The sequence below is a fragment of the Flavobacterium panici genome (assembly GCF_903819335.1).
GTDB lineage: Bacteria > Bacteroidota > Bacteroidia > Flavobacteriales > Flavobacteriaceae > Flavobacterium > Flavobacterium panici.
The window spans coordinates 20,259-42,221 of record NZ_CAIJDE010000052.1 but is presented as its reverse complement, the minus strand read 5'-3'; the positions used below and the strand labels follow the sequence as shown (position 1 = coordinate 42,221).

Genomic DNA, 21,963 nt, shown 5'->3' with positions numbered 1-21,963 from the left:
CTTCAGCGACATACTATAGTCTCGCTGGCTTCGCTTAACATAACTTGTTTGTTTTTCCATAACGATCTTTTTTTTGTATCGCTATTTCAGGACAAGACAAGTTATAAAATAAAAAAGCCTCTTTTTATGAGGCTTTTTTATTTGTCATTTCGACCGAAGGGAGAAATCGCACTAGTAATTCCGCAAAGAAAATCTCCAATCTTTGTCGACAAACTAGTGCGATTTCTCCCTTCGGTCGAAATGACAATACTTTGGATATATGGATGTCGCGATAACTTTGTCAAAGTTTTAAACTTTGACAAAGTTAAATCACATGTATTTTTAAGCTTCCGCCAATTTATTTACAAACTCCAAACGAACACTTCCGTCTTCATCAATTTTTGTCAAATTGATTTCGTGTAAAGTATTAATCAGTTCCGGATTCCATGGCGTTTTTACTTTTACGTAGTTTTCTGTAAAACCGTGAATGTAACCTTCTTTATTTTCGCTTTCGAATAAAACAGTTCTGTTTGTTCCGATTTGGCTTTCGTAGAAAGCACGACGTTTTTTAACCGATAATCCGCGTAACATTTTACTTCGTTTTGCTCTTACATTTGCAGGAACAACTCCCGGCATATCTGCAGCTTCAGTATTGTCTCTTTCAGAATAAGTGAAAACGTGCAGATAAGAAATATCCATTTCGTTTAAGAAATGATACGTTTCTAAGAAATGTTCGTCTGTTTCACCAGGGAAACCAACAATTACATCGACACCAATACAAGCGTGCGGCATAACTTCACGAATTTTATTGACACGATCTGTATAAACTTCACGTAAATAACGACGTTTCATTAGTTTTAAAATATCGTTGCTTCCTGATTGTAACGGAATATGGAAATGCGGTACAAAAGTTCGGCTTTTTGAAACGAAATCTATAGTTTCATTTTTCAATAAATTCGGTTCAATAGATGAAATACGAAGACGTTCAATTCCTTCAACTTCATCTAAAGCTTTAACTAAATCAAGAAAAGTATGTTCGTGTTTTTTATTCCCGAATTCGCCTTTTCCATAATCTCCAATATTAACTCCGGTTAAAACAATTTCCCTGATATTTTGAGCCGAAATTTCTTTGGCATTTTTTAAGACATTTTCTAAAGCGTCACTTCTTGAAATTCCACGTGCTAACGGAATGGTGCAATACGTACATTTATAATCACAGCCGTCCTGAACTTTCAAAAAGGCACGCGTACGATCACCAATGGAGTAACTTCCCACATAAAAATCAGCTTCGGCAATTTCGCAGGAATGAACTTCACCCATATCATTTTTGCTCAAATCATGAATATAGTCTGTGATTTTAAATTTCTCGGTAGCTCCCAGAACTAAATCAACACCGTCAACGGCTGCTAATTCTTCTGGTTTTAATTGTGCATAACATCCAACTGCTGCAACAAATGCTTTATCATTAAGTTTCATTGCCTTTTTTACAACCTGCTTAAACTGCTTATCTGCATTTTCTGTTACAGAACAGGTATTGATAACATATATATCTGCAATTTCTTCAAAATCGACACGATCAAAACCTTCATCATTAAAGTTTCGGGCAATCGTAGAGGTTTCTGAGAAATTCAATTTGCAGCCAAGCGTATAAAAAGCAACTTTTTTTCTATTTTCCATAGGAATGCACTACATTTATAGTAGTAAGATATTATATTTACATCTCTATTAAAGAGTTTGCAAATTTACATACAATATTCTTGAAAATAAAATCAATAATATACTATATATCAATATTTTGCAGAAAGCATCAATTTTAAAACGCATTAAAAAACCTAATAATAAATCAATTATTTCTTAAATTTTGTATTTTAGGAGATGATAATTTTGGATTCAATAAGAATAAAATGACAAAATTATCGATTAAGTGCAAATTTTATCGATTAAATACATTTTTTTGTCTTTTAAATTAAAATTTTCTTACATTTAACTTTGTTTAGAAAATTTCAGTCTTATATTGAGTTTTTATAGATTTTAAACTTTAATATTAATATAATAACAATTCATGTAAAACAATTTTGATTTTCAATCGTTATGTTGTTGTTTTGTTATTAAAAAACGAATGGGAACGCCGAAAACCATAAAGAGTAGGCAAAAATTAAAAATTAAAAACTCCACTATGAAAGCATTTTTACCCACGATCTGCTTGATGTTCTTGACCATTTTTAGTTCGCAAGCGCAAACTAATGCCCCAGCTGCAAATGCAAACCCATTTCCATCTATTAGTACTTTAACAAATTGGGCGAGTTTAAACTCTCAGTCACAATTTGATATTGCAATTCGTGCGGTTGGATTTAAATTTGAAGTAAAGGAGCCAAGTACAGAATCTACAGCTTACACTTATATTCGTAAAGTAACTGTAAATGAAGTAAACTATACTGATAGAATTGTTTACAGAATTACTAATAATAATTCTGCAAGTATTATCTCTTTAGTTACTGCTTCTACAGATTTAGTAAGTTTATATACTCCACAATTAGCAACATTCAAAAATAACAATTGTAAAACTGAAATGTCTAAAGACAAAAACACAACTTGCAGCTGTTACGAAAGTGCCGTTTATGCAATTGACCTTTGCGACGAGCGTGTAAAACTTACAATGGGTGACGGAAATAAATATTTTGTTTCTGTAGCTAAAAAATAATTCCAAGAAATTACGTTTTCCAAATCTTTGCAGACTTTTATAGTTTTCAAAGATTTGGAGGAACGCATTTCTTAAAACACAATTCCTTTATAAGTTTGGATTTTTGAGTTCGTACCAAACTTCTATTTCTCCTTGATACTCGAAAGAATTTACAAAATGGAAACCTAGTTTTTCTAAAATCTTTCTGGAATTTTCATTTCCCGCATCCGCAAAAGCGTAAAGTTTTTCTACTTTCATTTGGTTAAAAGCATAATCGACAAAAGCTTTTCCAGCTTCTGAGGCATATCCTTTTCCCCAATGTTTTTCGATAAAACGATATCCTAACTCGTAAAAGTTTTTATGCTTATTGATTTCGTCCGTAATATACTTTATTCCTGACCAGCCAATAAATTCATTGGTTTCTTTTAAAACAACAGCCCAGCGGCCTGTTCCAAAATCTTTGTATTGCTTTTGAACAAATTTGATATAATCAATACTTTCTTCAATATGCTTTACGGGATTATTCCCTAAAAACAAATGCACATTCGGATTCGAATCCAATTCGAACATTCCTTCTGCATCAGAAATTTCTAATTCCCGTAATATCAAACGTTCTGTTTCGATTGGATTTTTCATCTCAAATTAATTTAAAATATATTTCTGTACTACTTCGGCAACGCCGTCATTGTTATTTGAAGATACAATTAAATTTGCTTTATCGCGCAATTCTGGCGTTACATTATCAACCCAAACACCTAAACCAGCATATTCGATCATCGTTAAGTCATTTCCGGCGTTTCCAACGGCGATTATTTCACTTTGATGAATTCCGAGTTTATCTGCTAATTTCTTTAAACTTGTTGCTTTATCAATTCCGTTTTGCGCTGCTTCAAGGAAAAAAGGTTTAGACATTGAAACGCTTAAATGCGGCATTGCTGCTAATAAATCTTTTTCGACTTCTTTTAAATAAGCCGGATTTTCAAGTAAAATACATTTTACAGCAGGTCTGTCAACATAATCTTTAAAACTCGAAACTTTACGGTGTGCCATTCCGGTAATATCTTTTTCGATTTCGATATATTCAGAATCGGTTTCGCTTATAATTTCATCATCTAAATACGTTATAATGTGAGTTTTCATTTTCACACTATAATCGTATAAAGCGTGGATTTGTTCTACAGTAAGTTTCTGTTCAAATAAAACAAGATCATCTTTTACCTGACTGATAATAGCGCCATTAAAAGAAATCATATAAGAATCATTCAAATCCAATTCCAGCTCTTTAGCATAAGCAATCATTGCCGATGTTGGTCTTCCTGAAGCCAAAACAACATAAACACCTTTTGCCTGTGCTTCTAATAAAACTTTTTTATTTAAATCTGAAATTTTGTGGTCGTCTGTCAACAAGGTATCATCCATGTCGAGAACTAACATTTTGTATTGCATTTTTTTTAGTTTTCAGTTTGCAGTCGCAGTATTCAGTCTCAGTTTTCAGTCTCAGTTTTCAGTCTCGGTAAGCAGTTTTGCACTGTAAACTGAGACTGCGACTGAAAACTTTTTTAAATACTCATTCTAAATTCTTCAATAACCGGATTTGCTTTTGCAAAATCTGCTTCCTGAATGAAAACCTCAACGGCTAAATCTGTACCGCCAAAACCTCCTAAACGAGCGGATTGAATATTATCTTTTTTTACAGTTTCTACACCGGCTTCTTCTAATCTTTCCTGCAAAGCAATTGCTAATACTTCACTTCCCGAAAATACCTTCATTAATCCCATGACATTTTATTTTATTAATTATTAATCTATTCTAGTATTGTTTTTAATTGATTTTGAAAATCTTCATTTTCATTTACTCCAATATGTTCCTGATTTTTTAATGGATAAAAAACAGCATTTGATTTCAAAAGCTGTTTTAACCGAACTGAATTCTCAAACGGAATCAATTGGTCTGCCGTTCCATGAAAAATATAAATTGGAGCTTTTATCTGCGGAAGATATACATTGGTTTCTAAGCTAAACTTTTTCATAAAGTCCGGAAACATTGGCACTCGTTTACTTGATAATTCTAAAAAATTATAATACGGCGCCTGCAGCAGTAAAGCTTTTGGTTTATTTTCGAAAGCTAATTTAGCCGCAAATCCGGAACCTATAGAATATCCTGCAATTATGATTTTATCTTCAGAATATCTTTTCGTCATTGACTGATACACAATTGAAATATCTTTTGACAATTGTTCTTCATTTTCGATTTCGCCTTCGCTTTTCCCGAAACTTCTGTAATCTAAAATAAAGATATCGTATCCTAATGAAGTATAAATTTTTGCAATTTTACCCCAGGTTTCGAGTGTTCCGGCATTTCCATGAAGATAAAAAATGAGTCCTTTTGAATTTTCAGCTTTAAATAATAATCCATTCAGAATAGTTCCGTCAAATGATTTGATGTTTATCTCTTCGAATTTTTGCTGATAATCAAACTTGTAATCTTTTGGTAATCTCGAACTATGAAAAACCAATTCAACCTGATTAAAGTAAACATAAGAAATTATCAAAACATAAATAATCAGAAAAAAGCACAGAAGTACGATTGACAAGAATTTAAGCGTTTTTAATATTTCCATATATTATTATTTAGTTTTCAGTCTCAGTTTTCAGTGAAGCTTGTAACTGAGACTGAAAATTGCAACTTTTTACTCTTCCTCAATATCGTCTTCTTCTTCGTCTAATTCCTCCTCGCCTTCTTCATCCATATCAAACAAATAAGGCTCAAGTAACATTTTATCTGCCAAAATTTCGATGCGTTCTGTCAAAGTTTCAGCAAAAATTAAACGCTGTGTTTTGGCAATACTGTTAGAAATACGCATGATTTTAGTTTCATGACGTAATTTCAAAATAGGATCTGCATCATCAAGGATAAACATTTTCAAACGGTTTACATTATAACCCGCTGTCGAAAACATATCGCTCAATTTATTTGGCGTTCCAATTAAAACATCGATTCCCGTAGAAACGTAATTTTTGTCATAATCCATATCGCCTTTGTCATGAACACCATACACTTCGAGATTGGTATATTTTCCGTATTTCTCAAAAAGCTCTTCCATTTCAAGCACTTTTGCTTTGTCTTCAACAATAATCAAAGCACGAGGCGATTCCTCATTTTTTCCAGCCAATTGCTGAATCACATTTAAAACAATTGTAGTTGTTTTTCCGCTTTTCTCCGGAGAAATAATAATACAATCCGCACCACTTTTAATGGTCGAAAAAGTTTCCAGCTGCAAAACATTTGCTTCTGTTAAACCGTTTTCAATTAGTCCGTCTTGTAATTTCTCGTTTATTTTTTTTAGTTTCATGCTTAATTTTAGATTTATGATTTTAGAATTTAGATTCTAAATCATTATTTACTGGCAAACATTTTCACGTCGCCTTCAGAGATTTCGTTTCCTCCTAAAATGATTAATCTTTCGACAACATTTCGAAGTTCACGAATATTTCCAGTCCAATCGTATTCCTGTAATAATTGTATGGCTTGCGCCGAAAATACCTTAACTACATTTCCTTGTTCAGAAGCTATTTTCTCTGCAAAATGCCTTATCAAAGCCGGAATATCGTCACGTCTTTCATTTAATGGCGGAACTTTAATTAAAATTACAGCCAAACGATGGTATAAATCTTCACGGAAACGGCCTTCGGCAATTTCTGTTTTTAAATCTTTATTTGTTGCGGCAACCACACGAACATCAACTTTAATGTCTTTATCGGCACCGACTCTTGTAATCATACTTTCCTGAAGCGCGCGTAAAACTTTGGCTTGAGCCGAAAGACTCATGTCACCAATTTCATCTAAGAAAATAGTTCCTTTATCTGCCGCTTCAAACTTTCCGGCACGATCCTTAACTGCCGATGTAAAAGCACCTTTTACGTGTCCGAATAATTCGCTTTCAATCAATTCACTCGGAATCGCCGCGCAGTTTACCTCAATTAAAGGAAAATTGGCACGTTCGCTTTTTTCGTGTAATTGATGCGCAACTAATTCTTTTCCGGTTCCGTTTGGTCCCGTAATTAAAACCCTTGCTTCGGTTTGAGCAACTTTATCAATCATCACTTTAATATGATTAATAGATTCGCTGTCGCCAATCATTTCGTAATTTTTGCTGACTTTTTTCTTTAGAATTTTATTCTCAACAACTAATTGTTTTTTGTCTAAAGCATTACGAACGGTATTCAATAAACGATTTAAATCTGGTGGTTTTGAGATATAATCAAAAGCACCCAAACGCATGGTATGAATTGCGGTTTCCATATCGCCATGACCTGAAATCATAACCATTGGAATTTCCGGTTTTATCTTTTTTACTTCTTCTAAAACCTCAACACCGTCCAGTTTTGGCATTTTGATATCACACAAAACCAAATCGTAATCGTTGTTTTTTATTTTTTCAAGACCTGCAGCTCCATCCTCAGCTTCATCAACCTGATAGGTATCATTTTCTTCTGATAATATTTTTACCAAAACTCTTCTAATCGCTGCTTCGTCTTCGATAATTAGTATTTTACTCATTCTTTTTTAAGATACTAAGATGCTAAGATTCTAAGTTTCTGAGTTTTTTTAGCTAAAATCTTAGCATCTCAGAAACTTAGAAACTTAGAATCTCTAAGTTAATATTTTAGCCATTTATACAATTCCTTCCACGTTGGTTTTTTGCCGTACATTAAAATACCTACACGGTAAATTTTTGCGGCGAACCAAACGACAAGGAAAAAGGTAGCAAACAATAATGATACCGAAATTGCAATTTGCCACCACGGCACGCCAAACGGAATACGCATTAGCATAACTATTGGCGACGTAAGCGGAATCATGGAGAATACAACGGCAACGGTTCCGTGTGGATCGTTTACAACCGTGAAAAATCCGATGTATACACTTAGAATTAACGGCATTAATATTGGCAGTAAAAATTGCTGTGAATCGGTTTGATTGTCAACAGCGGCTCCAATTGCAGCATAAAATGAACTGTATAGAAAATAACCTCCGATGAAATAAACGACGAAACCAATTATGATACTTGCAATTGGCAGATTCCATAATTCAGTAATATACATTTGTGCTGTTCCTGAAAATTCGTGCTGTGCGGATTGCATTAATTCCGGCGAAATTCTGGCTGTTGGTCCAACGTTTACACCAAAAAATGTCGAAGCTGCAAACATTAATCCTAAACCAATAAAAGCCCAAATTATAAATTGTAAAATTCCCGCCAATGATGTTCCAACAATTTTACCAATCATTAACTGAAAGGGCTTTACAGATGAAATAATAATTTCGATAATACGGTTGGTTTTTTCTTCGATTACGCTTCGCATTACCATATTTCCATAAATAATAATAAACATCATAATCAAATAACCGAATGCGCCGCCTATTGCGATTTTTATTTCATTTAATCCTTTTAAACTTTCTTCTCCCGAAGCTTTAACCAAATGAATATTCACTTCTGACTGTGCTTTTTGAATGGCCAGTGTATCTAGTTTGGCTTCTTCTAGATTTAGTTTGGTAATTTTTGTTCCGATGATTTTCTGTGTGCTTTCTATAAAAGAAATACTTGGACTGTTATTCGAAATAAATTCAATTTTACTTTCTAAATCTTTTGTTTTATTTGTTTTTGGAATGACAATTAATCCGCTGAAATTTTCTTTTGTAATGCTGTCTTTTAAAGCTTTTACATCAATTTCAGATAAATTTAGATATTTGAATTCGGCACCTTTTTTATTTTCTTTTAAAAAATCGGCAGCAAAAAGTCCGGTTTCATCATGAATAGCAATACGTTTTGTTTCGGCTTTCATTGTGCTCAAATAACCTATAAAAACGGCTATCGCAACAAATAAAAGCGGACTCAAAAAAGTCATGACAACAAAAGATTTATTGCGGACTTTGGCAATAAATTCTCTTTTTATAATCAACGAAATGATGCTCATAAATATTTTAAATTTTCAAATTCCAAATTCCAATTTTGAAAACTCTTAAATTGGAATTTGGAATTTCTTTTTTTGGAATTTTATTTTGTATTTTCAGTAACTGTTTGAATAAAAATATCGTGTACACTTGGAATTTTTTCTACGAAATGTGTTACTTGTCCGCGTTGTGTCAGGATATGTAATAATTCATTTGGCGCAGCATTTCCTATTTGAATATTTAATTTTAAATCGTCGTTTAAGGATTTAAAATTCGCCTGTGAAACAGTAAACTTTTGTGTAATATCGTACATCAAACCTTCAACATTATTGGTCAGGATTCCCACTTCAAAACTGTTGGTTTTAAACTGGCGTTTTACATCACCTACTTTTCCTTCAATCAGTTTATTTGATTTGTGAATTAGTGCAATATGATCGCAAAGTTCTTCTACACTTTCCATTCGGTGTGTCGAGAAAATAATAGTTGCTCCCTGCTCTTTTAATGCCAAAATTTCATCTTTTATAACATTGGCATTTACGGGATCAAAACCTGAAAAAGGCTCATCAAAAATTAACAATTTTGGTTTATGTAAAACACAAACTACAAACTGAATTTTCTGCGCCATTCCTTTAGAAAGCTCCTGAATTTTTTTATTCCACCAGCCCTGAATTCCTAAACGGTCAAACCAGTAATCCAATTGCTTTTTGGCTTCGGCTTTAGATAGTCCTTTCATTTGTGCGAGATACAAGCATTGTTCTCCCACTTTCATCGAGCTATATAATCCTCTTTCTTCCGGAAGATAACCAATTGTCTGTACGTGTTTTGGATGCAGTTTTTCTCCATCAAGAATTACTTCGCCGCTGTCTGGCATTGTAATTTGATTGATGATTCTGATTAAGGAAGTTTTTCCAGCTCCATTTGGACCTAAAAGTCCATATATACTGCCTTTTGGCACATTTAAAGAAACTTCGTTAAGCGCTACATAATCGCCATATTGTTTTACGACTTTATGTACTTCGAGTAAGTTGCTCATTTTGTTTTTTTGGATTTTCTTGCGCTGGCTTTTGTTATTTTTACCAACAGTCTGTAAAAGTAAATAATTACTAGCGAATCTGCATAATAATACGCAAAAAACCCATTCTATTTATGTTTAGAATGGGTTTTGAATTTATTTAAACATTTTAGAAAAGTTTAGATTATGAGAACATATCTTTTACTTTTTCAAAAAATGATTTTTCTGATTTCTCTGGACTTGGCGCAAAATGTTCGTCATTTAAAGCATTTTCAAAGAATTGTTTTTGTTCTTTGTTTAATGTTTTTGGTGTCCAGACATTTACGTGAACTAATAAATCTCCGCTTCCGTAACCGTTTAAACTTGGAATTCCTTTTCCTTTTAATCTTAAGATTTTTCCAGATTGAATTCCTTCTTCCAGTTTAATACGAACTTTTCCGTTGATGGCTTCGATATCTTTTGAAACTCCTAAAACTGCTTCAGGGAAACTGATATATAAATCAAAATGAATATTTTCTCCTTCACGTTTTAAGAATTCGTGCTCAACTTCTTCAATGGCAACAATTAAATCTCCCGGAATACTATTTCCCGGTGCATCATTTCCTTTGTTTGAAACTTTCAACTGCATTCCGTCAGTAACACCTGCCGGGATTTTGATTGATACCGTTTCATCTTCCTGAACCATTCCTTGTGCATCTGCCTCAGAAGGTCTTTTATCTAAAATTTGACCAGAACCACCACAAGTAGGACAAGTTGATGCTGACTGCATTCTTCCTAAAATGGTATTGGTTACACGCATTACCTGACCTTGACCGTTACAAGTCGTACAAGTTTTATATGTTACACCTTTTGCCTGAACTTTACGTTTTACTTTTACTTTTTTCTCAACACCATTTGCAATTTCTTCTAAAGTCAATTTTACTTTAATTCGAAGATTGCTTCCTTTAGCACGGCGAGGGCCTCCGCCTCCGCCTCCGAAACCGCCAAATCCTCCTCCAAAAATGTCACCAAACTGGCTGAAAATGTCATCCATATTCATACCGCCGTGACCACCGCCAAATCCGCCAGAACCATCAAATGCCTGATGTCCGTACTGATCATATTTAGCTTTTTTCTGTGGATCGCTTAAAACTTCATAAGCTTCAGCAGCTAATTTAAAGTTTTCTTCTGCCTCTTTGTCGCCTGGATTTTTATCAGGGTGGTATTTAAGCGCACTTTTTCTATATGCTTTTTTTATTTCGGCAGCGTCAGCATTTTTTGAAATGCCTAGTATTTCGTAAAAATCTTTTTTCATAGTTAGGTTTAAATTCCAAATCACAAATTCCAAATTCCAACATTAAAAATTGGGCTTTAGAATTTTACTTGCATTTTTTAGTTTCCGATTACTACTTTAGGGAAACGAATAATTTTGTCTCCTAATTTGTATCCTTTTTCAATAACATCAACAATTTTCCCTTTTAATTTTTCAGACGGTGCCGGAATTTGGGTAATTGCCTCAGCAAAATCAGCATTAAAGGCATCTCCTGCTTTTACGTCAACTTGCTCTAAACCTTTAGTTACTAAAGTGCTTTTTAGTTTCTCGTGAATCAATTCAACACCTTTAGTTAAATTTTCATCCTCAGATTTGTTGATTTCTACCATTGCTCTGTCAAAATCATCTAAAACAGGAAGCATTGCTAACAAAACTTCTTGATTTGCAGTTTTAAACAAATCAATGCGCTCTTTTGAAGTTCTTTTTTTGTAATTTTCAAATTCGGCAAATAATCTCAAAAACTTATCTTTTTCCTTTGCCAAGTCTTGAGCTAATTGCTCTTCAACACTTAATTCTTCAACAATTAACTGCTCACCGTTGGCATTGTTCTCTAACGTTACATCATCTAATTCCTGATCGAATTCTGTATTTTCCGTAGTCATATTACTTTTATTTTTAAAAATATTCTTAAACTTCATTTTTATTTCTTTCTGTTGGATTGCAAAAGTACTGCCAAATCTTATAAAATGTCAAATTGTCACTTTATTAATTATGAGAGTTTTAAAAACCGAAAATAGGCAATAAAAATTTATTATAATTTTAAGACTATTACGATTTAGTTTGTCGTATCTTTGGTATCCAAATTGGGAACAAAAATTTATTACCTATCAAAATTGAATTTAAGGGTTGGCTAAGGCCTCTAAATAATTATTAATTCAAGTTTACCTTATATTAAAAAAAGCTTCGCCTTACAGAGACGAAGCTTTTTTTTATGCTTTTTATCTTGAAAAAATAGCGCAAAGAACGCTAAGTTTTTTTACTCTTAAGCTTTTTAAAAAAGGCAAAAGTTCGCAAAGCTTTGTATTGATTTAGCTTTGCGAACTTTATGTTTTTAAGTATTCTTTGTAAAAAGCTTTGTGCTCTTTGCGGTAAAAAATATTGCACGGGCGGAGGGATTCGAACCCCCATCAACGGTTTTGGAGACCGCTATTCTACCCTTGAACTACGCCCGTAACTTGTAACTTAAGGTCGGCAAATTAAAAGTTTTTTTTCTTTACCAGCAACTATTTCACATAGAGATTTAAAAAGAAAATCCTTTAAATCTCGGCAATCTGAGGCAAAAACCTTCGTTCCAAATAGTTAACTAAAAAAGTTTTTTTTCTATTCGTTGAAATCTATTCGCTTGTTACTAAAAAAATTTATTTCACGCAGATTTAAAAAAGATTTAGGCAGATTAAAGCAAATTTATTTAATATAAAAATCAAATTAAATCTGCCAAATCTGCGTGAAAAAAAAAATCATTTTAATCTTTTTAATCTGTGGCAAAAAAACTTCGCTTCAAATATTAACTTAACAAAGCATTTTTCAATCCTTCGAAATCAACCGAAACCTGTTCACCTGTCACTAAATTCTTTAAAGCGTAAGAATTTGAAGTAATTTCCTGATCGCCAGCAATTACTGCAAACGGAATCAAACGTTTGTCTGCATATTGAAACTGTTTCCCAACTTTTACATTATCCGGATACAATTCTACTTTTATATTTTCCTGTCTTAATTTCTGAATGGCTTTTGAAGCGTACAAAGCTTCTTTATCTCCATAATTGATAAATATTGCTTTTGAAGTCGCTGCAACAGTTTCCGGAAACAATTGTAATTCTTCTAAAACCAAATAAATTCGGTCCAATCCAAAAGAGATTCCGACACCGCTCATATTTTTCAAACCAAAAATGCCCGTCAAATCGTCGTATCTTCCGCCGCCGCCAATAGAACCCATTGAAACCGTTTTTGGAGCTGCGACTTCAAAAATTGCTCCCGTATAATAATTTAATCCGCGTGCCAAAGTCACATCAAGATCTAAAGTTGCAGTTGATAGTCCTAAAACTGCAACATTGTCACAAATAAATTTTAGTTCTTCAACTCCTTTCATTCCTTCTTCTGATGAAGTTAGTAATTCTGAAAGCTGCTTAATTTTATCTGCAAAAGTTCCGCTAAAGCTAAAAAGCGGCTGTACTTTTACCAACGCCGTTTCAGAAATACCTTTTTCGATCATTTCTTTCTTTACACCGTCTTCTCCAATTTTATCTAATTTATCAAGAGCAACTGTAAAATCAATTAATTTATCTGAAGCACCAATAACTTCAGCGATTCCAGATAAAATTTTTCTGTTATTAATTTTGATTGTTACGCCTTCTAAACCTAAAGATGTAAAAACGGTATCGTACAACTGAACCAATTCTACTTCCTGCCAAAGTGAAGTTGACCCCACAACATCGGCATCACATTGATAGAATTCTCTGTAGCGTCCTCTTTGTGGCCTGTCAGCTCTCCAAACTGGCTGAATCTGGTATCTTTTAAAAGGAAATTCAATTTCATTTTGGTGCTGTACAACATATCTTGCAAACGGAACTGTTAAGTCGTAACGCAAGGCTTTTTCTGAAATTCTTCCTGTAAATTTATTCAGTTCAATTCTTTGGCTTAAATCAATAGTTTCGGCAGAATTAACCTGAAGTGATTCTATAGATTCCGGTAATTCAATTTTATTTTTATTGAAGAAAAAGTTTCCTGAATTCAGGATTTTAAAAATTAAACGATCTCCTTCTTCTCCATATTTTCCCATCAAAGTATCTGAATTTTCAAACGAAGGAGTTTCTATCGGTTGAAAACCAAATTTTTCAAAATTAGTTTTTATCGTCTGAATAATATATTGACGTTTTGACACCTCGGCAGGCGAAAAATCTCTTGTCCCTTGTGGAATGCTTGGTTTTGAAGCCATTTTTTTTATTTTAGATTGTTGATTTTAGATTTTAGATTTCTTTGAGATCTAAAATCTAAACCTTTAAAATTATTTTATTTTTAATTTTTTGATTGTTGGTTTTACACTTTCGACTTTATGGCTTTCCAACTTTCGATTTAATTTAAAATCGACTGCAAATATCTTACTTTTTAAAATAAATAATAGCGGTTCGAAAACAAACTTGTAACAAAAACCGTATTTTCGTGACAAATTGGTCATGATGCTAAAATTATTTAAAGAAAATATCCGAATTGCTTTTGGTTCTATCAAAACTCAATTACTGCGAACCATTCTTACCGTTTTAATTATTGCTATCGGAATTACCGCTTTGGTTGGAATTTTAACTGTTGTAACGGCACTTGAAAACACGGTTTCGACCAATTTTGCTTCGATGGGAGCGAATACTTTTAATATTAATCAATATGAAAATACAGTTCGTAACCGCGGCGGAAACGAACGTGAAATCATAAATCCAATTATTTCTTATCCTGAAGCGGTTGCTTTTAAAAACAAATACAAATATCCTTTTACCGAAACTTCTCTTTCGTTTACAGCAACATCAAAAGCAGAAGTAAAATATTTAGACACCAAAACAGATCCTGAAATTACAGTTGTAGGCGTTGATGAACATTTTATTTCAAACTCCGGTTTAGAAACAACTTTAGGACGCTCTTTTAATCAGTTTGATGTTGATAACAATACTTATTCCTGCGTTGTGGGTTCTGATTTTGAAAAAGGTTTATTAAAAGATGTGAACCCAATTGATAAAATAATTTCAATTCGCGGTGCACGTTTTAAAGTCATTGGCGTTTTAAAAGAAAAAGGTTCAACATTTGGAAACAGTCAGGATTTACGCGTTTTAATTCCTATTCAGGTGGCACGTTCTTTATTTACCGCTCCAAATATTAACTATACTGTAAGTGTTATGGTTTCTAAAAAAGAACTTTTAGACGAAGCCGTTGACAATGCAACAAGTACAATGCGAAGAGTTCGGAAATTAAGTCCGGTTCGTGATAATAACTTTGGAATTGGCCGAAGCGATGACTTGATCAACAGAATTTTAGGAATTACACAATATTTAGGCTGGGCTGCCTGGATTATTTCTGTTATCACTATTCTAGGTTCGTCAATTGCTTTAATGAATATTATGATTGTTTCGGTTACTGAACGCACGCGAGAAATTGGCGTTCGTAAAGCATTGGGCGCAACAAAGGTTACAATTTCAGTTCAGTTTTTTATTGAAACTTTATTGATTGGTCAAATCGGAGGTTTAATTGGGATTATATTAGGAATTGTTGTTGGCGGTGCATTTGCCGGAATAATGGATTTTGCTTTTGTAATTCCATGGAAAGCGATATTTGCTGCTTTTGCAACCAGTTTTATTGTTGCTATTGTTTCCGGTTTATATCCTGCAATTAAAGCTTCGAAATTAGATCCAATTGAGGCTTTGCGATATGAATAATCTTCACGTTTCCTGCAAGGTTTCCAAAACCTTGTAGGTTTAATTTATTAACGATGAAAACATAATACCTACAAGGTTTTGAAAACCTTGCAGGAATGTGAAATATTTTTCATAAGTTTTCTTTTTTCAACTCCTATTATATCAAATTCAAAATAATCCTCAAACTCAATTATTTCATGAGGCTGCTCATTTAGAATTCTATCTACTGTCTCACCATCAAATGTTGTAGTTTCAGCAAATAGATCATCTACAATTAAAATATAATTTTCGTGTAAATAAAAAAAAGGAAAATCTAAGGAGTAATCAATTTTTGAAATGAAAAAAATTCAATTCAATTAATTCATCATTATTTTCATTGAGAAAAATTTTTGCAATAATGTTATATTCTGGTATTTCTTCAAACTCAAAATCAACATAGGAAATCTTTAAATCTGAAGAATTGTCAGAAGGAATTTCGATATCAAATCTTTCAGATCTTTGATGTGCATTAAAATTCCTAATTTGTAATTTCATTTTTAGCTATAGAATAAAAATACCTACAAGGTTTTGGAAACCTTGCAGGAAATCATACGGTCGTTATCGTAGATATCTTTTCTAAGATCGATGTTTATAAAATCCATTTTACCTAATAAATCGATCATTTCTTTTCCTAAATACTGATTGATTTCAAAGTACAATTGTCCGTTTTCCAAGAGATTATTATGCGCTAAAGAAGCTATTTTTCTGTAAAAAACCAATGCATCATTATCGTCTACAAACAATGCTAAATGCGGTTCGTAGTCGAGAACATTTTTCTTTATTTCTTCTTTTTCAAGATTTCGCACATAAGGCGGATTTGAAACAATTACGTCAAACTGACATTTCAATTCTTGTGTTTCCAAAATATCCTGAAACATAAAAGTAACATCTACCTTATTTCTGTTTGCATTTCGTTTTGCCGTTTCTATTGCTTTTTTTGAAACATCAATAGCATATACATCTGCATTTGGCAGATTTTTAGCCAGCGAAATAGCAATGCATCCACTTCCGGTTCCGATATCAAGAATTTTTAGTTTTTTCGTTTTGTCGAGCGGTTTATTTTCGTTAATAATCCATTCGACCAATTCTTCTGTTTCCGGTCTCGGAATCAAAACATTTTCGTTTACTTCAAATTCTAAACCATAAAAACTGGTTTTACCTAATAAATACTGAATTGGAACTTCTCTTTTCAGCTGTGCTAATAATAAATCCCAAACAGCAAAATCAGACTCAGAAAAAAATAATTCGTGATTTAAAGCTAAATCTATTTGACGCAGTTTATGTTTATCTTCTAGAATTAAATAGAAAAAACTTTCTGCTTCGTACGCATCGTACAAAGGAGATAACTCTTTAATAAACTGAGTACGATATTGTTTGATTTTCATTGCGTTTATTGCGTATTATTTTTCAGCCAAAGCTAATTATTCTTCATATAAGTATTTACAAAATCAATTTATTAATTAGTTCTGCAAATCTTTCAACATCCATACTGGGCAAGAATTATGCCCGGTACACCCCATTGGCGCATCTAAATATTCAAAACCTGATTTTCTATATAATTTTTGTGCCGCGTGCATAAACGGCATTGTTTCTATGTAACATTTTTCAAAACCAAAATTCTTTGCTTCATTTAGACATTCATCCATCATTTTACTTCCAATACCTAATCCGCGGACTTCTGGTAAGAAATACATTTTTTGCAATTCGCAAATTTTAGGATCTCCATTTTCTAACGGAGCAATTCCGGCACAGCCTAAAATTTCGCCTTCACTTTCAACTACAAAATAGATTGATTGCGGTTTATTGTATTCTTCAAACATTAAATCTAAATATGGATCTTCATAAGCAGTTCCCACTTTTGGAATTTCCATTTCGTCAAAAACCGATCGTATTAATTTTGCAACTGCTTGATTGTCTTCTTTTTTAATTTTTCTGATAACCCAATTTCTCATTTTATTTTTTCACTTGTAACTACAAAAATAAAAATACTTTTCCGATAGTTTCATAACATTTTGTTTTGTTTCGCAACAATAATTACAATATTAGACTCAAAACTCAAAAATAATTACTTTTGCAGGGTGAATATACATGAGAAATATATCAAACGATGCATAGAACTTGCTAAAAATGGTTTTGGAACAACTTATCCAAACCCTATGGTAGGCAGTGTAATTGTTTATGAAGATAAAATTATTGGCGAAGGCTGGCACAAAAAAGCCGGAGAACCACACGCCGAAGTAAATGCGGTTCGATCTGTAAAAGATAAATCGCTATTAAAAAAAGCAACAATTTATGTTAGTTTAGAACCGTGCTCTCATTTTGGGAAAACGCCGCCTTGTTGTGATTTAATTATTGCAAACGAAATCCCGAATGTGATTGTTGGAACAGTTGATCCCAACGAAAAAGTGGCAGGAAGAGGAATCAAGAAACTTGTTGAAGCGGGAGCAAATGTAACCGTAGGGATTTTAGAAGACGAATGTAACGAACTCAACAAACGCTTTTTTACTTTTCACAAAAAAAAGAGACCTTATATTATATTAAAGTGGGCAGAAAGTCAGGACGGATTTTTAGCTCCCGAAAAAGCAGACGATCAGGAACGCAAACCAGTTTGGATTACTAACAAATATTCGAGACAATTAGTTCATAAATGGCGAAGTGAAGAGCAGGCTATTTTAGCCGGTACACAGACGGTTGTTGATGATAATCCGAAATTAAATGTTCGTGATTGGTCAGGAAACAATCCGGTTCGGGTGATTTTAGATCAAAACAACCGAATTTCAAAAGATAGTTTTGTTTTTGATGAGAGTGTAAAAACGATTGTGTTTTCGAAATCGGAGGAGAATGTTTCGACTGAAAATACAATTTTTGAGAAGATTGATTTTGATGAAAACATGATTGAGAATATTTTATCTGTTTTATATCAGCATCAAATTCAATCTATAATTATTGAAGGCGGAAGACAAACTTTGCAGTCTTTTATAGATCAGAATATTTGGGATGAAGCAAGAATTTTTGTTGGAAAAAATACTTTTGAAAAAGGCACAAAAGCACCAAAACTTCAAAAGAAAAATGCCATTAAAACTTATATTCAAAACGACGAATTAATATACGTAAGAAATAATGATTGATACGATAATTTTTGACTTTGGAGATATCTTCATCAATTTAGACAAACAAGGAACGATTTCAGGATTGCAAAATTTAGGTTTGACAGAATGGAACGCTGAACTTGACCGCTTGAATTTATTGTATGAAACGGGAGATGTTTCCTATGATGATTTTATAGGCGGATTTCAAAAACAGCTTCCTAATGCTTCTATTGAAGAAATCCTGAAAGCCTGGAATGCGGTTTTGGCTGATTTTCCTTCTTATCGATTGGATTTCTTAAAAAAGCTTTCAAAAAAATACCGTTTGTTTTTATTAAGTAATACAGATGCTATTCATATTGCTACTTTTGAAAAAACGGTTGGTATTCCTTTTTATACTGATTTTTATAATTGTTTTGAGAAAGTTCATTTCTCTTTTGAAATTAGAAAACGAAAACCGAACGCTGAATCATTTCAACATTTAATTGATGAACATAATTTAATTCCTGAGCAAACGTTATTTGTTGATGATAAAAAAGACAATACTGATGCCGCTGCTGCATTAGGTTTACATGTTTGGAATTTACAAGTTGGCAAGGAAGATGTTGTTGATTTGTTTGATAAAAACATACTATAATATATTTAGCCACAGATTAAAAAGATTAGAATGATTTTTTTTCACGCAGATTTAAAAAGATTTAAGCTAATCTACGCAGATTATAATACAAACTAAATCTGCTAAAATCTGCAGAATCTGCGTGAAAAATCCCTGGAATTCGTGGAATTCGTGGAAAAAAACAAAATAATTTAGAATATTAAATTTGGAATATAACGATACGTATCAAACCATTGCCAGTGCATCTGAAGAAATTCTTTTTAAGGAAAAAGGGAGTAAATTCTTTGGTTATGCATTTCCTATAGAAAATGAGGATGAAGTAAAACCTATTATTGAGGATTTAAGAAAACTACATCCACATGCTGTACATTATTGTTACGCTTATCAATTAGGAACGGCTCCAAAAATTTCGTATCGTGCAAACGATGATGGCGAGCCAAGTAATACTGCCGGTGCACCTATATATGGACAAATACAATCTTTTGGTGTAACCAATATACTTATAGTTGTGGTTCGCATTTTTGGCGGTACAAAATTAGGCGTTGGCGGCCTGATCGCTGCTTATCGAACAACGGCACAAATGACATTAGAAGTTTGTGAAATTATTGAAAAAACAATTGATGTTCAGTTTTTAATTTCTTTTGATTATAAAAACATGAACAAGGTAATGCGTGTTATAAAAGAAAAAAAGCTTGACATAATTTCTCAGGAAATGGAAATCGATGAAGATTCCGGACTGCCAATTGGTAAGATAATGACTAAAACTCGAAAAAAAAATGCCGAATTTATATTCGACATTTTTGATTTAATGTTTGAAATCGATATTAAAATTGTGTAATTTAGTATAAAAACATCCTTCGTTTTAACAATTACGTTAGCGTTTTAAACAATTCCAAAATATAATCCGGAGGGGCAGTTGGACGACCTGTTTTTAACGAAATAAATACTAAAATAAACACTGCGGTTGTTAATAACTCATTTGCTTCATTATAGATTTCGCAGTCGAATTCGATCTTAACAGATGACTGACTTTTGAATGTTGTATGAATTGTTAAAAGCTCATCATAACGGGCTGATTTTTTATAGTTGATCTGCATCGAAACAATTGGAAGCCCAATTCCGCTTTCTTCCATACTTGCATACGAAATCCCTTTATTTCTAAGCCATTCCACGCGTCCAATTTCAAAATAAGGCACATAATTTCCGTGATAAACGACCCCCATTTGGTCAGTTTCGGAGTAACGAACACGCACTTGCGTTTGATGATTTTTCATTATTTATACATTAAAAAATTTAAAATTACTGAAGTTCTCTTACAACATTTTTTTATAAAATTAGATACCAAAATATTTTTTTTTACAGAAATTTGTTCACATATTTGTTATCCTGAAAAACGGAAAAATTTTGCTCCTATTTTATAGGAGAATCTTTATCAATAATAAAAAAATTTATTTGAATCTATGACTAAAACTGCTCAATCGGTATGGGAAAACTGTTTGTCTTTTATAAAGGACAATATTCAAGATCAGGCATACAAAACTTGGTTTGAACCAATCAAATCAGTTGAGCTAACCGACAACGCGTTATATATTCAAGTACCAAGTAAATTTTTCTACGAATGGCTCGAAGAGCATTACGTAAAATTATTGAAAGTTGCACTTACCAAAGAACTGGGAAAAAACGCAAAGTTACTCTATAAAATTAAAATGGAGAACACTTATGGAAATAAACAGCCGTTTACCGAGCAGCTGCCAAGTTCTAACAGAGTTCCTATGAAACCGCAAGAAGTTGACGCTCCGTTTAAAAACTTGAATCCTGAACTTAAGAATCCGTTTGTAATTCCTGGTATCAGAAATTTAAAAATTGAATCTCAGTTAAATCCTAATTACAGTTTTGATAATTTCCTTGAAGGAGATTCAAACCGTTTAGCGCGTTCTGCAGGTATGGCTGTTGCCAACAAACCTGGAGGAACTTCATTTAATCCGTTATTGATTTTTGGAGGAGTTGGTTTAGGAAAAACACACTTAGCGCATGCTATTGGTGTTGAAGTAAAAGACAAATATCCTGAAAAAACGGTTTTATATATTTCTGCCGAGATTTTCACACAACAATATATTGATTCGGTTAAAAAGAATAATCGTAACGATTTCATTCACTTTTACCAGTTAATCGACGTTTTGATTATTGATGATGTTCAGTTTTTATCTGGAAAATCAGGAACTCAGGACGTATTTTTCCACATTTTCAACTATTTGCACCAAAACGGAAAGCAGGTAATTTTAACCTCTGACAAAGCTCCTGTAGATATGCAGGATATTGAACAGCGTTTATTATCTCGTTTCAAATGGGGATTGTCTGCAGAATTGCACCAGCCTGATTATGAAACCCGTATCTCGATATTAAAAAACATTTTATATCGCGATGGTGTTGATATGCCGGAAGACATTTTAGAGTATGTTGCACGGAATATCAAGTCTAACGTAAGAGAATTAGAAGGTGCAATTATCTCGTTAATTGCTCAGTCTTCTTTCAATAAAAAAGAAGTTACGATTGAATTAGCGAAAAGTGTAGTTGAGAAATTTGTTAAAAACGTAAAGAGAGAAATCTCTATTGATTATATCCAAAAAATTGTGTCTGATTATTTTCAGCTGGACATTGAAACACTTCAATCTAAAACCAGAAAAAGACACGTTGTTCAGGCAAGACAATTGGCCATGTTTTTTGCAAAGAAATTTACAAAAGCTTCTTTGGCAAACATTGGTTCACAAATTGGAGACCGCGATCACGCTACCGTTTTACATGCTTGTAAAACCGTTGATAATTTAGTTTCAACAGACAAACAATTTAAAAAATTTGTCGAAGACATCAACAAAAAACTAACGCTATAAACGCG

General features: G+C 32.9%; 22 protein-coding genes and 1 tRNA gene. 6 read left to right on the top strand and 17 right to left on the bottom strand.

Annotation, left to right across the window (positions count from 1 at the left end; genetic code table 11):
- Nucleotides 1-321: 321 nt before the first annotated feature.
- Nucleotides 322-1,656 carry a tRNA (N(6)-L-threonylcarbamoyladenosine(37)-C(2))-methylthiotransferase MtaB gene (gene mtaB, locus FLAPXU55_RS17360; protein ID WP_180859761.1) on the bottom strand — a complete coding sequence of 445 codons (1,335 nt, stop codon included), beginning with the start codon at nucleotides 1,654-1,656 and terminating at the stop codon, nucleotides 322-324.
- A 499-nt stretch (nucleotides 1,657-2,155) separates the two neighbouring features.
- Here mtaB and FLAPXU55_RS17355 point away from each other — a divergent pair, with 499 nt between their 5' ends.
- Nucleotides 2,156-2,680 carry a hypothetical protein gene (locus FLAPXU55_RS17355; RefSeq protein WP_053474077.1) on the top strand — a complete coding sequence of 175 codons (525 nt, stop codon included), beginning with the start codon at nucleotides 2,156-2,158 and terminating at the stop codon, nucleotides 2,678-2,680.
- Between the two features lie 87 nt (nucleotides 2,681-2,767).
- Here the strand turns inward: FLAPXU55_RS17355 and FLAPXU55_RS17350 are convergent, their stop codons facing one another.
- The 12 genes from FLAPXU55_RS17350 to hisS form a co-directional block, all read right to left on the bottom strand.
- Entirely contained in the window at nucleotides 2,768-3,295 is a 528-nt protein-coding gene (locus tag FLAPXU55_RS17350; protein ID WP_180859760.1) for a GNAT family N-acetyltransferase, read from the bottom strand.
- A 6-nt stretch (nucleotides 3,296-3,301) separates the two neighbouring features.
- Nucleotides 3,302-4,105 carry a Cof-type HAD-IIB family hydrolase gene (locus FLAPXU55_RS17345; protein WP_180859759.1) on the bottom strand — a complete coding sequence of 268 codons (804 nt, stop codon included), beginning with the start codon at nucleotides 4,103-4,105 and terminating at the stop codon, nucleotides 3,302-3,304.
- Nucleotides 4,106-4,218: 113 nt separating this feature from the next.
- Nucleotides 4,219-4,437 carry a putative signal transducing protein gene (locus FLAPXU55_RS17340; RefSeq protein WP_180859758.1) on the bottom strand — a complete coding sequence of 73 codons (219 nt, stop codon included), beginning with the start codon at nucleotides 4,435-4,437 and terminating at the stop codon, nucleotides 4,219-4,221.
- 26 nt (nucleotides 4,438-4,463) lie between these two features.
- Complete coding sequence (locus FLAPXU55_RS17335; RefSeq protein ID WP_180859757.1) at nucleotides 4,464-5,279, bottom strand: alpha/beta hydrolase; 816 nt, start codon at nucleotides 5,277-5,279, stop codon at nucleotides 4,464-4,466.
- A gap of 69 nt (nucleotides 5,280-5,348) precedes the next feature.
- Nucleotides 5,349-6,011 carry a DEAD/DEAH box helicase gene (locus FLAPXU55_RS17330; RefSeq protein WP_180859756.1) on the bottom strand — a complete coding sequence of 221 codons (663 nt, stop codon included), beginning with the start codon at nucleotides 6,009-6,011 and terminating at the stop codon, nucleotides 5,349-5,351.
- A 44-nt stretch (nucleotides 6,012-6,055) separates the two neighbouring features.
- Nucleotides 6,056-7,219: a sigma-54-dependent transcriptional regulator gene (locus FLAPXU55_RS17325; RefSeq protein ID WP_180859755.1), complete on the bottom strand. Its 1,164-nt coding sequence runs from the start codon at nucleotides 7,217-7,219 to the stop codon at nucleotides 6,056-6,058.
- 98 nt (nucleotides 7,220-7,317) lie between these two features.
- Nucleotides 7,318-8,634 (bottom strand): ABC transporter permease, encoded by a 1,317-nt coding sequence (locus FLAPXU55_RS17320; RefSeq protein ID WP_180859753.1) that lies wholly within the window; start codon nucleotides 8,632-8,634, stop codon nucleotides 7,318-7,320.
- 80 nt (nucleotides 8,635-8,714) lie between these two features.
- Nucleotides 8,715-9,644: an ABC transporter ATP-binding protein gene (locus FLAPXU55_RS17315; protein ID WP_180859751.1), complete on the bottom strand. Its 930-nt coding sequence runs from the start codon at nucleotides 9,642-9,644 to the stop codon at nucleotides 8,715-8,717.
- A 163-nt stretch (nucleotides 9,645-9,807) separates the two neighbouring features.
- Nucleotides 9,808-10,917 (bottom strand): molecular chaperone DnaJ, encoded by a 1,110-nt coding sequence (gene dnaJ, locus FLAPXU55_RS17310; RefSeq protein WP_053474045.1) that lies wholly within the window; start codon nucleotides 10,915-10,917, stop codon nucleotides 9,808-9,810.
- A 77-nt stretch (nucleotides 10,918-10,994) separates the two neighbouring features.
- Nucleotides 10,995-11,573 (bottom strand): nucleotide exchange factor GrpE, encoded by a 579-nt coding sequence (locus tag FLAPXU55_RS17305; RefSeq protein ID WP_053474046.1) that lies wholly within the window; start codon nucleotides 11,571-11,573, stop codon nucleotides 10,995-10,997.
- A gap of 463 nt (nucleotides 11,574-12,036) precedes the next feature.
- Nucleotides 12,037-12,107 (bottom strand) — tRNA-Trp (locus FLAPXU55_RS17300).
- 332 nt (nucleotides 12,108-12,439) lie between these two features.
- On the bottom strand, nucleotides 12,440-13,867 hold the full coding sequence (hisS, locus tag FLAPXU55_RS17295) for a histidine--tRNA ligase (RefSeq protein ID WP_180859749.1): 1,428 nt from the start codon (nucleotides 13,865-13,867) through the stop codon (nucleotides 12,440-12,442).
- Between the two features lie 238 nt (nucleotides 13,868-14,105).
- Between hisS and FLAPXU55_RS17290 the strand changes: the two genes are divergently transcribed.
- Nucleotides 14,106-15,350, top strand: a complete 1,245-nt coding sequence (locus FLAPXU55_RS17290; RefSeq protein WP_180859746.1) for an ABC transporter permease — start codon at nucleotides 14,106-14,108, stop codon at nucleotides 15,348-15,350.
- A gap of 303 nt (nucleotides 15,351-15,653) precedes the next feature.
- Here the strand turns inward: FLAPXU55_RS17290 and FLAPXU55_RS17285 are convergent, their stop codons facing one another.
- From FLAPXU55_RS17285 to FLAPXU55_RS17275, 3 genes are all read right to left on the bottom strand, one after another.
- Complete coding sequence (locus tag FLAPXU55_RS17285) at nucleotides 15,654-15,863, bottom strand: hypothetical protein (RefSeq protein ID WP_180859744.1); 210 nt, start codon at nucleotides 15,861-15,863, stop codon at nucleotides 15,654-15,656.
- Between the two features lie 23 nt (nucleotides 15,864-15,886).
- Nucleotides 15,887-16,753 (bottom strand): peptide chain release factor N(5)-glutamine methyltransferase, encoded by an 867-nt coding sequence (gene prmC, locus FLAPXU55_RS17280; protein WP_053474051.1) that lies wholly within the window; start codon nucleotides 16,751-16,753, stop codon nucleotides 15,887-15,889.
- A gap of 75 nt (nucleotides 16,754-16,828) precedes the next feature.
- Nucleotides 16,829-17,320: a GNAT family N-acetyltransferase gene (locus FLAPXU55_RS17275; protein ID WP_180859742.1), complete on the bottom strand. Its 492-nt coding sequence runs from the start codon at nucleotides 17,318-17,320 to the stop codon at nucleotides 16,829-16,831.
- A gap of 126 nt (nucleotides 17,321-17,446) precedes the next feature.
- Between FLAPXU55_RS17275 and ribD the strand changes: the two genes are divergently transcribed.
- From ribD to FLAPXU55_RS17260, 3 genes are all read left to right on the top strand, one after another.
- On the top strand, nucleotides 17,447-18,496 hold the full coding sequence (gene ribD, locus FLAPXU55_RS17270) for a bifunctional diaminohydroxyphosphoribosylaminopyrimidine deaminase/5-amino-6-(5-phosphoribosylamino)uracil reductase RibD (RefSeq protein WP_180859740.1): 1,050 nt from the start codon (nucleotides 17,447-17,449) through the stop codon (nucleotides 18,494-18,496).
- Nucleotides 18,489-19,091 carry an HAD family hydrolase gene (locus tag FLAPXU55_RS17265; protein ID WP_180859738.1) on the top strand — a complete coding sequence of 201 codons (603 nt, stop codon included), beginning with the start codon at nucleotides 18,489-18,491 and terminating at the stop codon, nucleotides 19,089-19,091. The genes ribD and FLAPXU55_RS17265 overlap by 8 nt, the downstream gene beginning before the upstream one ends.
- Before the next feature lie 184 nt (nucleotides 19,092-19,275).
- Nucleotides 19,276-19,908, top strand: coding sequence for an IMPACT family protein (locus tag FLAPXU55_RS17260; protein WP_180859736.1), 633 nt, complete (start codon nucleotides 19,276-19,278; stop codon nucleotides 19,906-19,908).
- A gap of 31 nt (nucleotides 19,909-19,939) precedes the next feature.
- Here the strand turns inward: FLAPXU55_RS17260 and FLAPXU55_RS17255 are convergent, their stop codons facing one another.
- Entirely contained in the window at nucleotides 19,940-20,344 is a 405-nt protein-coding gene (locus tag FLAPXU55_RS17255; protein WP_053474055.1) for an acyl-CoA thioesterase, read from the bottom strand.
- A gap of 186 nt (nucleotides 20,345-20,530) precedes the next feature.
- Between FLAPXU55_RS17255 and dnaA the strand changes: the two genes are divergently transcribed.
- Nucleotides 20,531-21,958, top strand: coding sequence for a chromosomal replication initiator protein DnaA (gene dnaA, locus FLAPXU55_RS17250; protein ID WP_011921525.1), 1,428 nt, complete (start codon nucleotides 20,531-20,533; stop codon nucleotides 21,956-21,958).
- The last annotated feature ends 5 nt before the right edge of the window (nucleotides 21,959-21,963 follow it).

Coding starts and splice junctions, on each gene's coding strand:
- mtaB (WP_180859761.1), bottom strand. CDS start 1,656: ATGGAAAATAGAAAAAAAGTTGCTTTTTATACGCTTGGCTGCAAATTG.
- FLAPXU55_RS17355 (WP_053474077.1), top strand. CDS start 2,156: ATGAAAGCATTTTTACCCACGATCTGCTTGATGTTCTTGACCATTTTT.
- FLAPXU55_RS17350 (WP_180859760.1), bottom strand. CDS start 3,295: ATGAAAAATCCAATCGAAACAGAACGTTTGATATTACGGGAATTAGAA.
- FLAPXU55_RS17345 (WP_180859759.1), bottom strand. CDS start 4,105: ATGCAATACAAAATGTTAGTTCTCGACATGGATGATACCTTGTTGACA.
- FLAPXU55_RS17340 (WP_180859758.1), bottom strand. CDS start 4,437: ATGGGATTAATGAAGGTATTTTCGGGAAGTGAAGTATTAGCAATTGCT.
- FLAPXU55_RS17335 (WP_180859757.1), bottom strand. CDS start 5,279: ATGGAAATATTAAAAACGCTTAAATTCTTGTCAATCGTACTTCTGTGC.
- FLAPXU55_RS17330 (WP_180859756.1), bottom strand. CDS start 6,011: ATGAAACTAAAAAAAATAAACGAGAAATTACAAGACGGACTAATTGAA.
- FLAPXU55_RS17325 (WP_180859755.1), bottom strand. CDS start 7,219: ATGAGTAAAATACTAATTATCGAAGACGAAGCAGCGATTAGAAGAGTT.
- FLAPXU55_RS17320 (WP_180859753.1), bottom strand. CDS start 8,634: ATGAGCATCATTTCGTTGATTATAAAAAGAGAATTTATTGCCAAAGTC.
- FLAPXU55_RS17315 (WP_180859751.1), bottom strand. CDS start 9,644: ATGAGCAACTTACTCGAAGTACATAAAGTCGTAAAACAATATGGCGAT.
- dnaJ (WP_053474045.1), bottom strand. CDS start 10,917: ATGAAAAAAGATTTTTACGAAATACTAGGCATTTCAAAAAATGCTGAC.
- FLAPXU55_RS17305 (WP_053474046.1), bottom strand. CDS start 11,573: ATGAAGTTTAAGAATATTTTTAAAAATAAAAGTAATATGACTACGGAA.
- hisS (WP_180859749.1), bottom strand. CDS start 13,867: ATGGCTTCAAAACCAAGCATTCCACAAGGGACAAGAGATTTTTCGCCT.
- FLAPXU55_RS17290 (WP_180859746.1), top strand. CDS start 14,106: ATGATGCTAAAATTATTTAAAGAAAATATCCGAATTGCTTTTGGTTCT.
- FLAPXU55_RS17285 (WP_180859744.1), bottom strand. CDS start 15,863: ATGAAATTACAAATTAGGAATTTTAATGCACATCAAAGATCTGAAAGA.
- prmC (WP_053474051.1), bottom strand. CDS start 16,753: ATGAAAATCAAACAATATCGTACTCAGTTTATTAAAGAGTTATCTCCT.
- FLAPXU55_RS17275 (WP_180859742.1), bottom strand. CDS start 17,320: ATGAGAAATTGGGTTATCAGAAAAATTAAAAAAGAAGACAATCAAGCA.
- FLAPXU55_RS17265 (WP_180859738.1), top strand. CDS start 18,489: ATGATTGATACGATAATTTTTGACTTTGGAGATATCTTCATCAATTTA.
- FLAPXU55_RS17255 (WP_053474055.1), bottom strand. CDS start 20,344: ATGAAAAATCATCAAACGCAAGTGCGTGTTCGTTACTCCGAAACTGAC.
- dnaA (WP_011921525.1), top strand. CDS start 20,531: ATGACTAAAACTGCTCAATCGGTATGGGAAAACTGTTTGTCTTTTATA.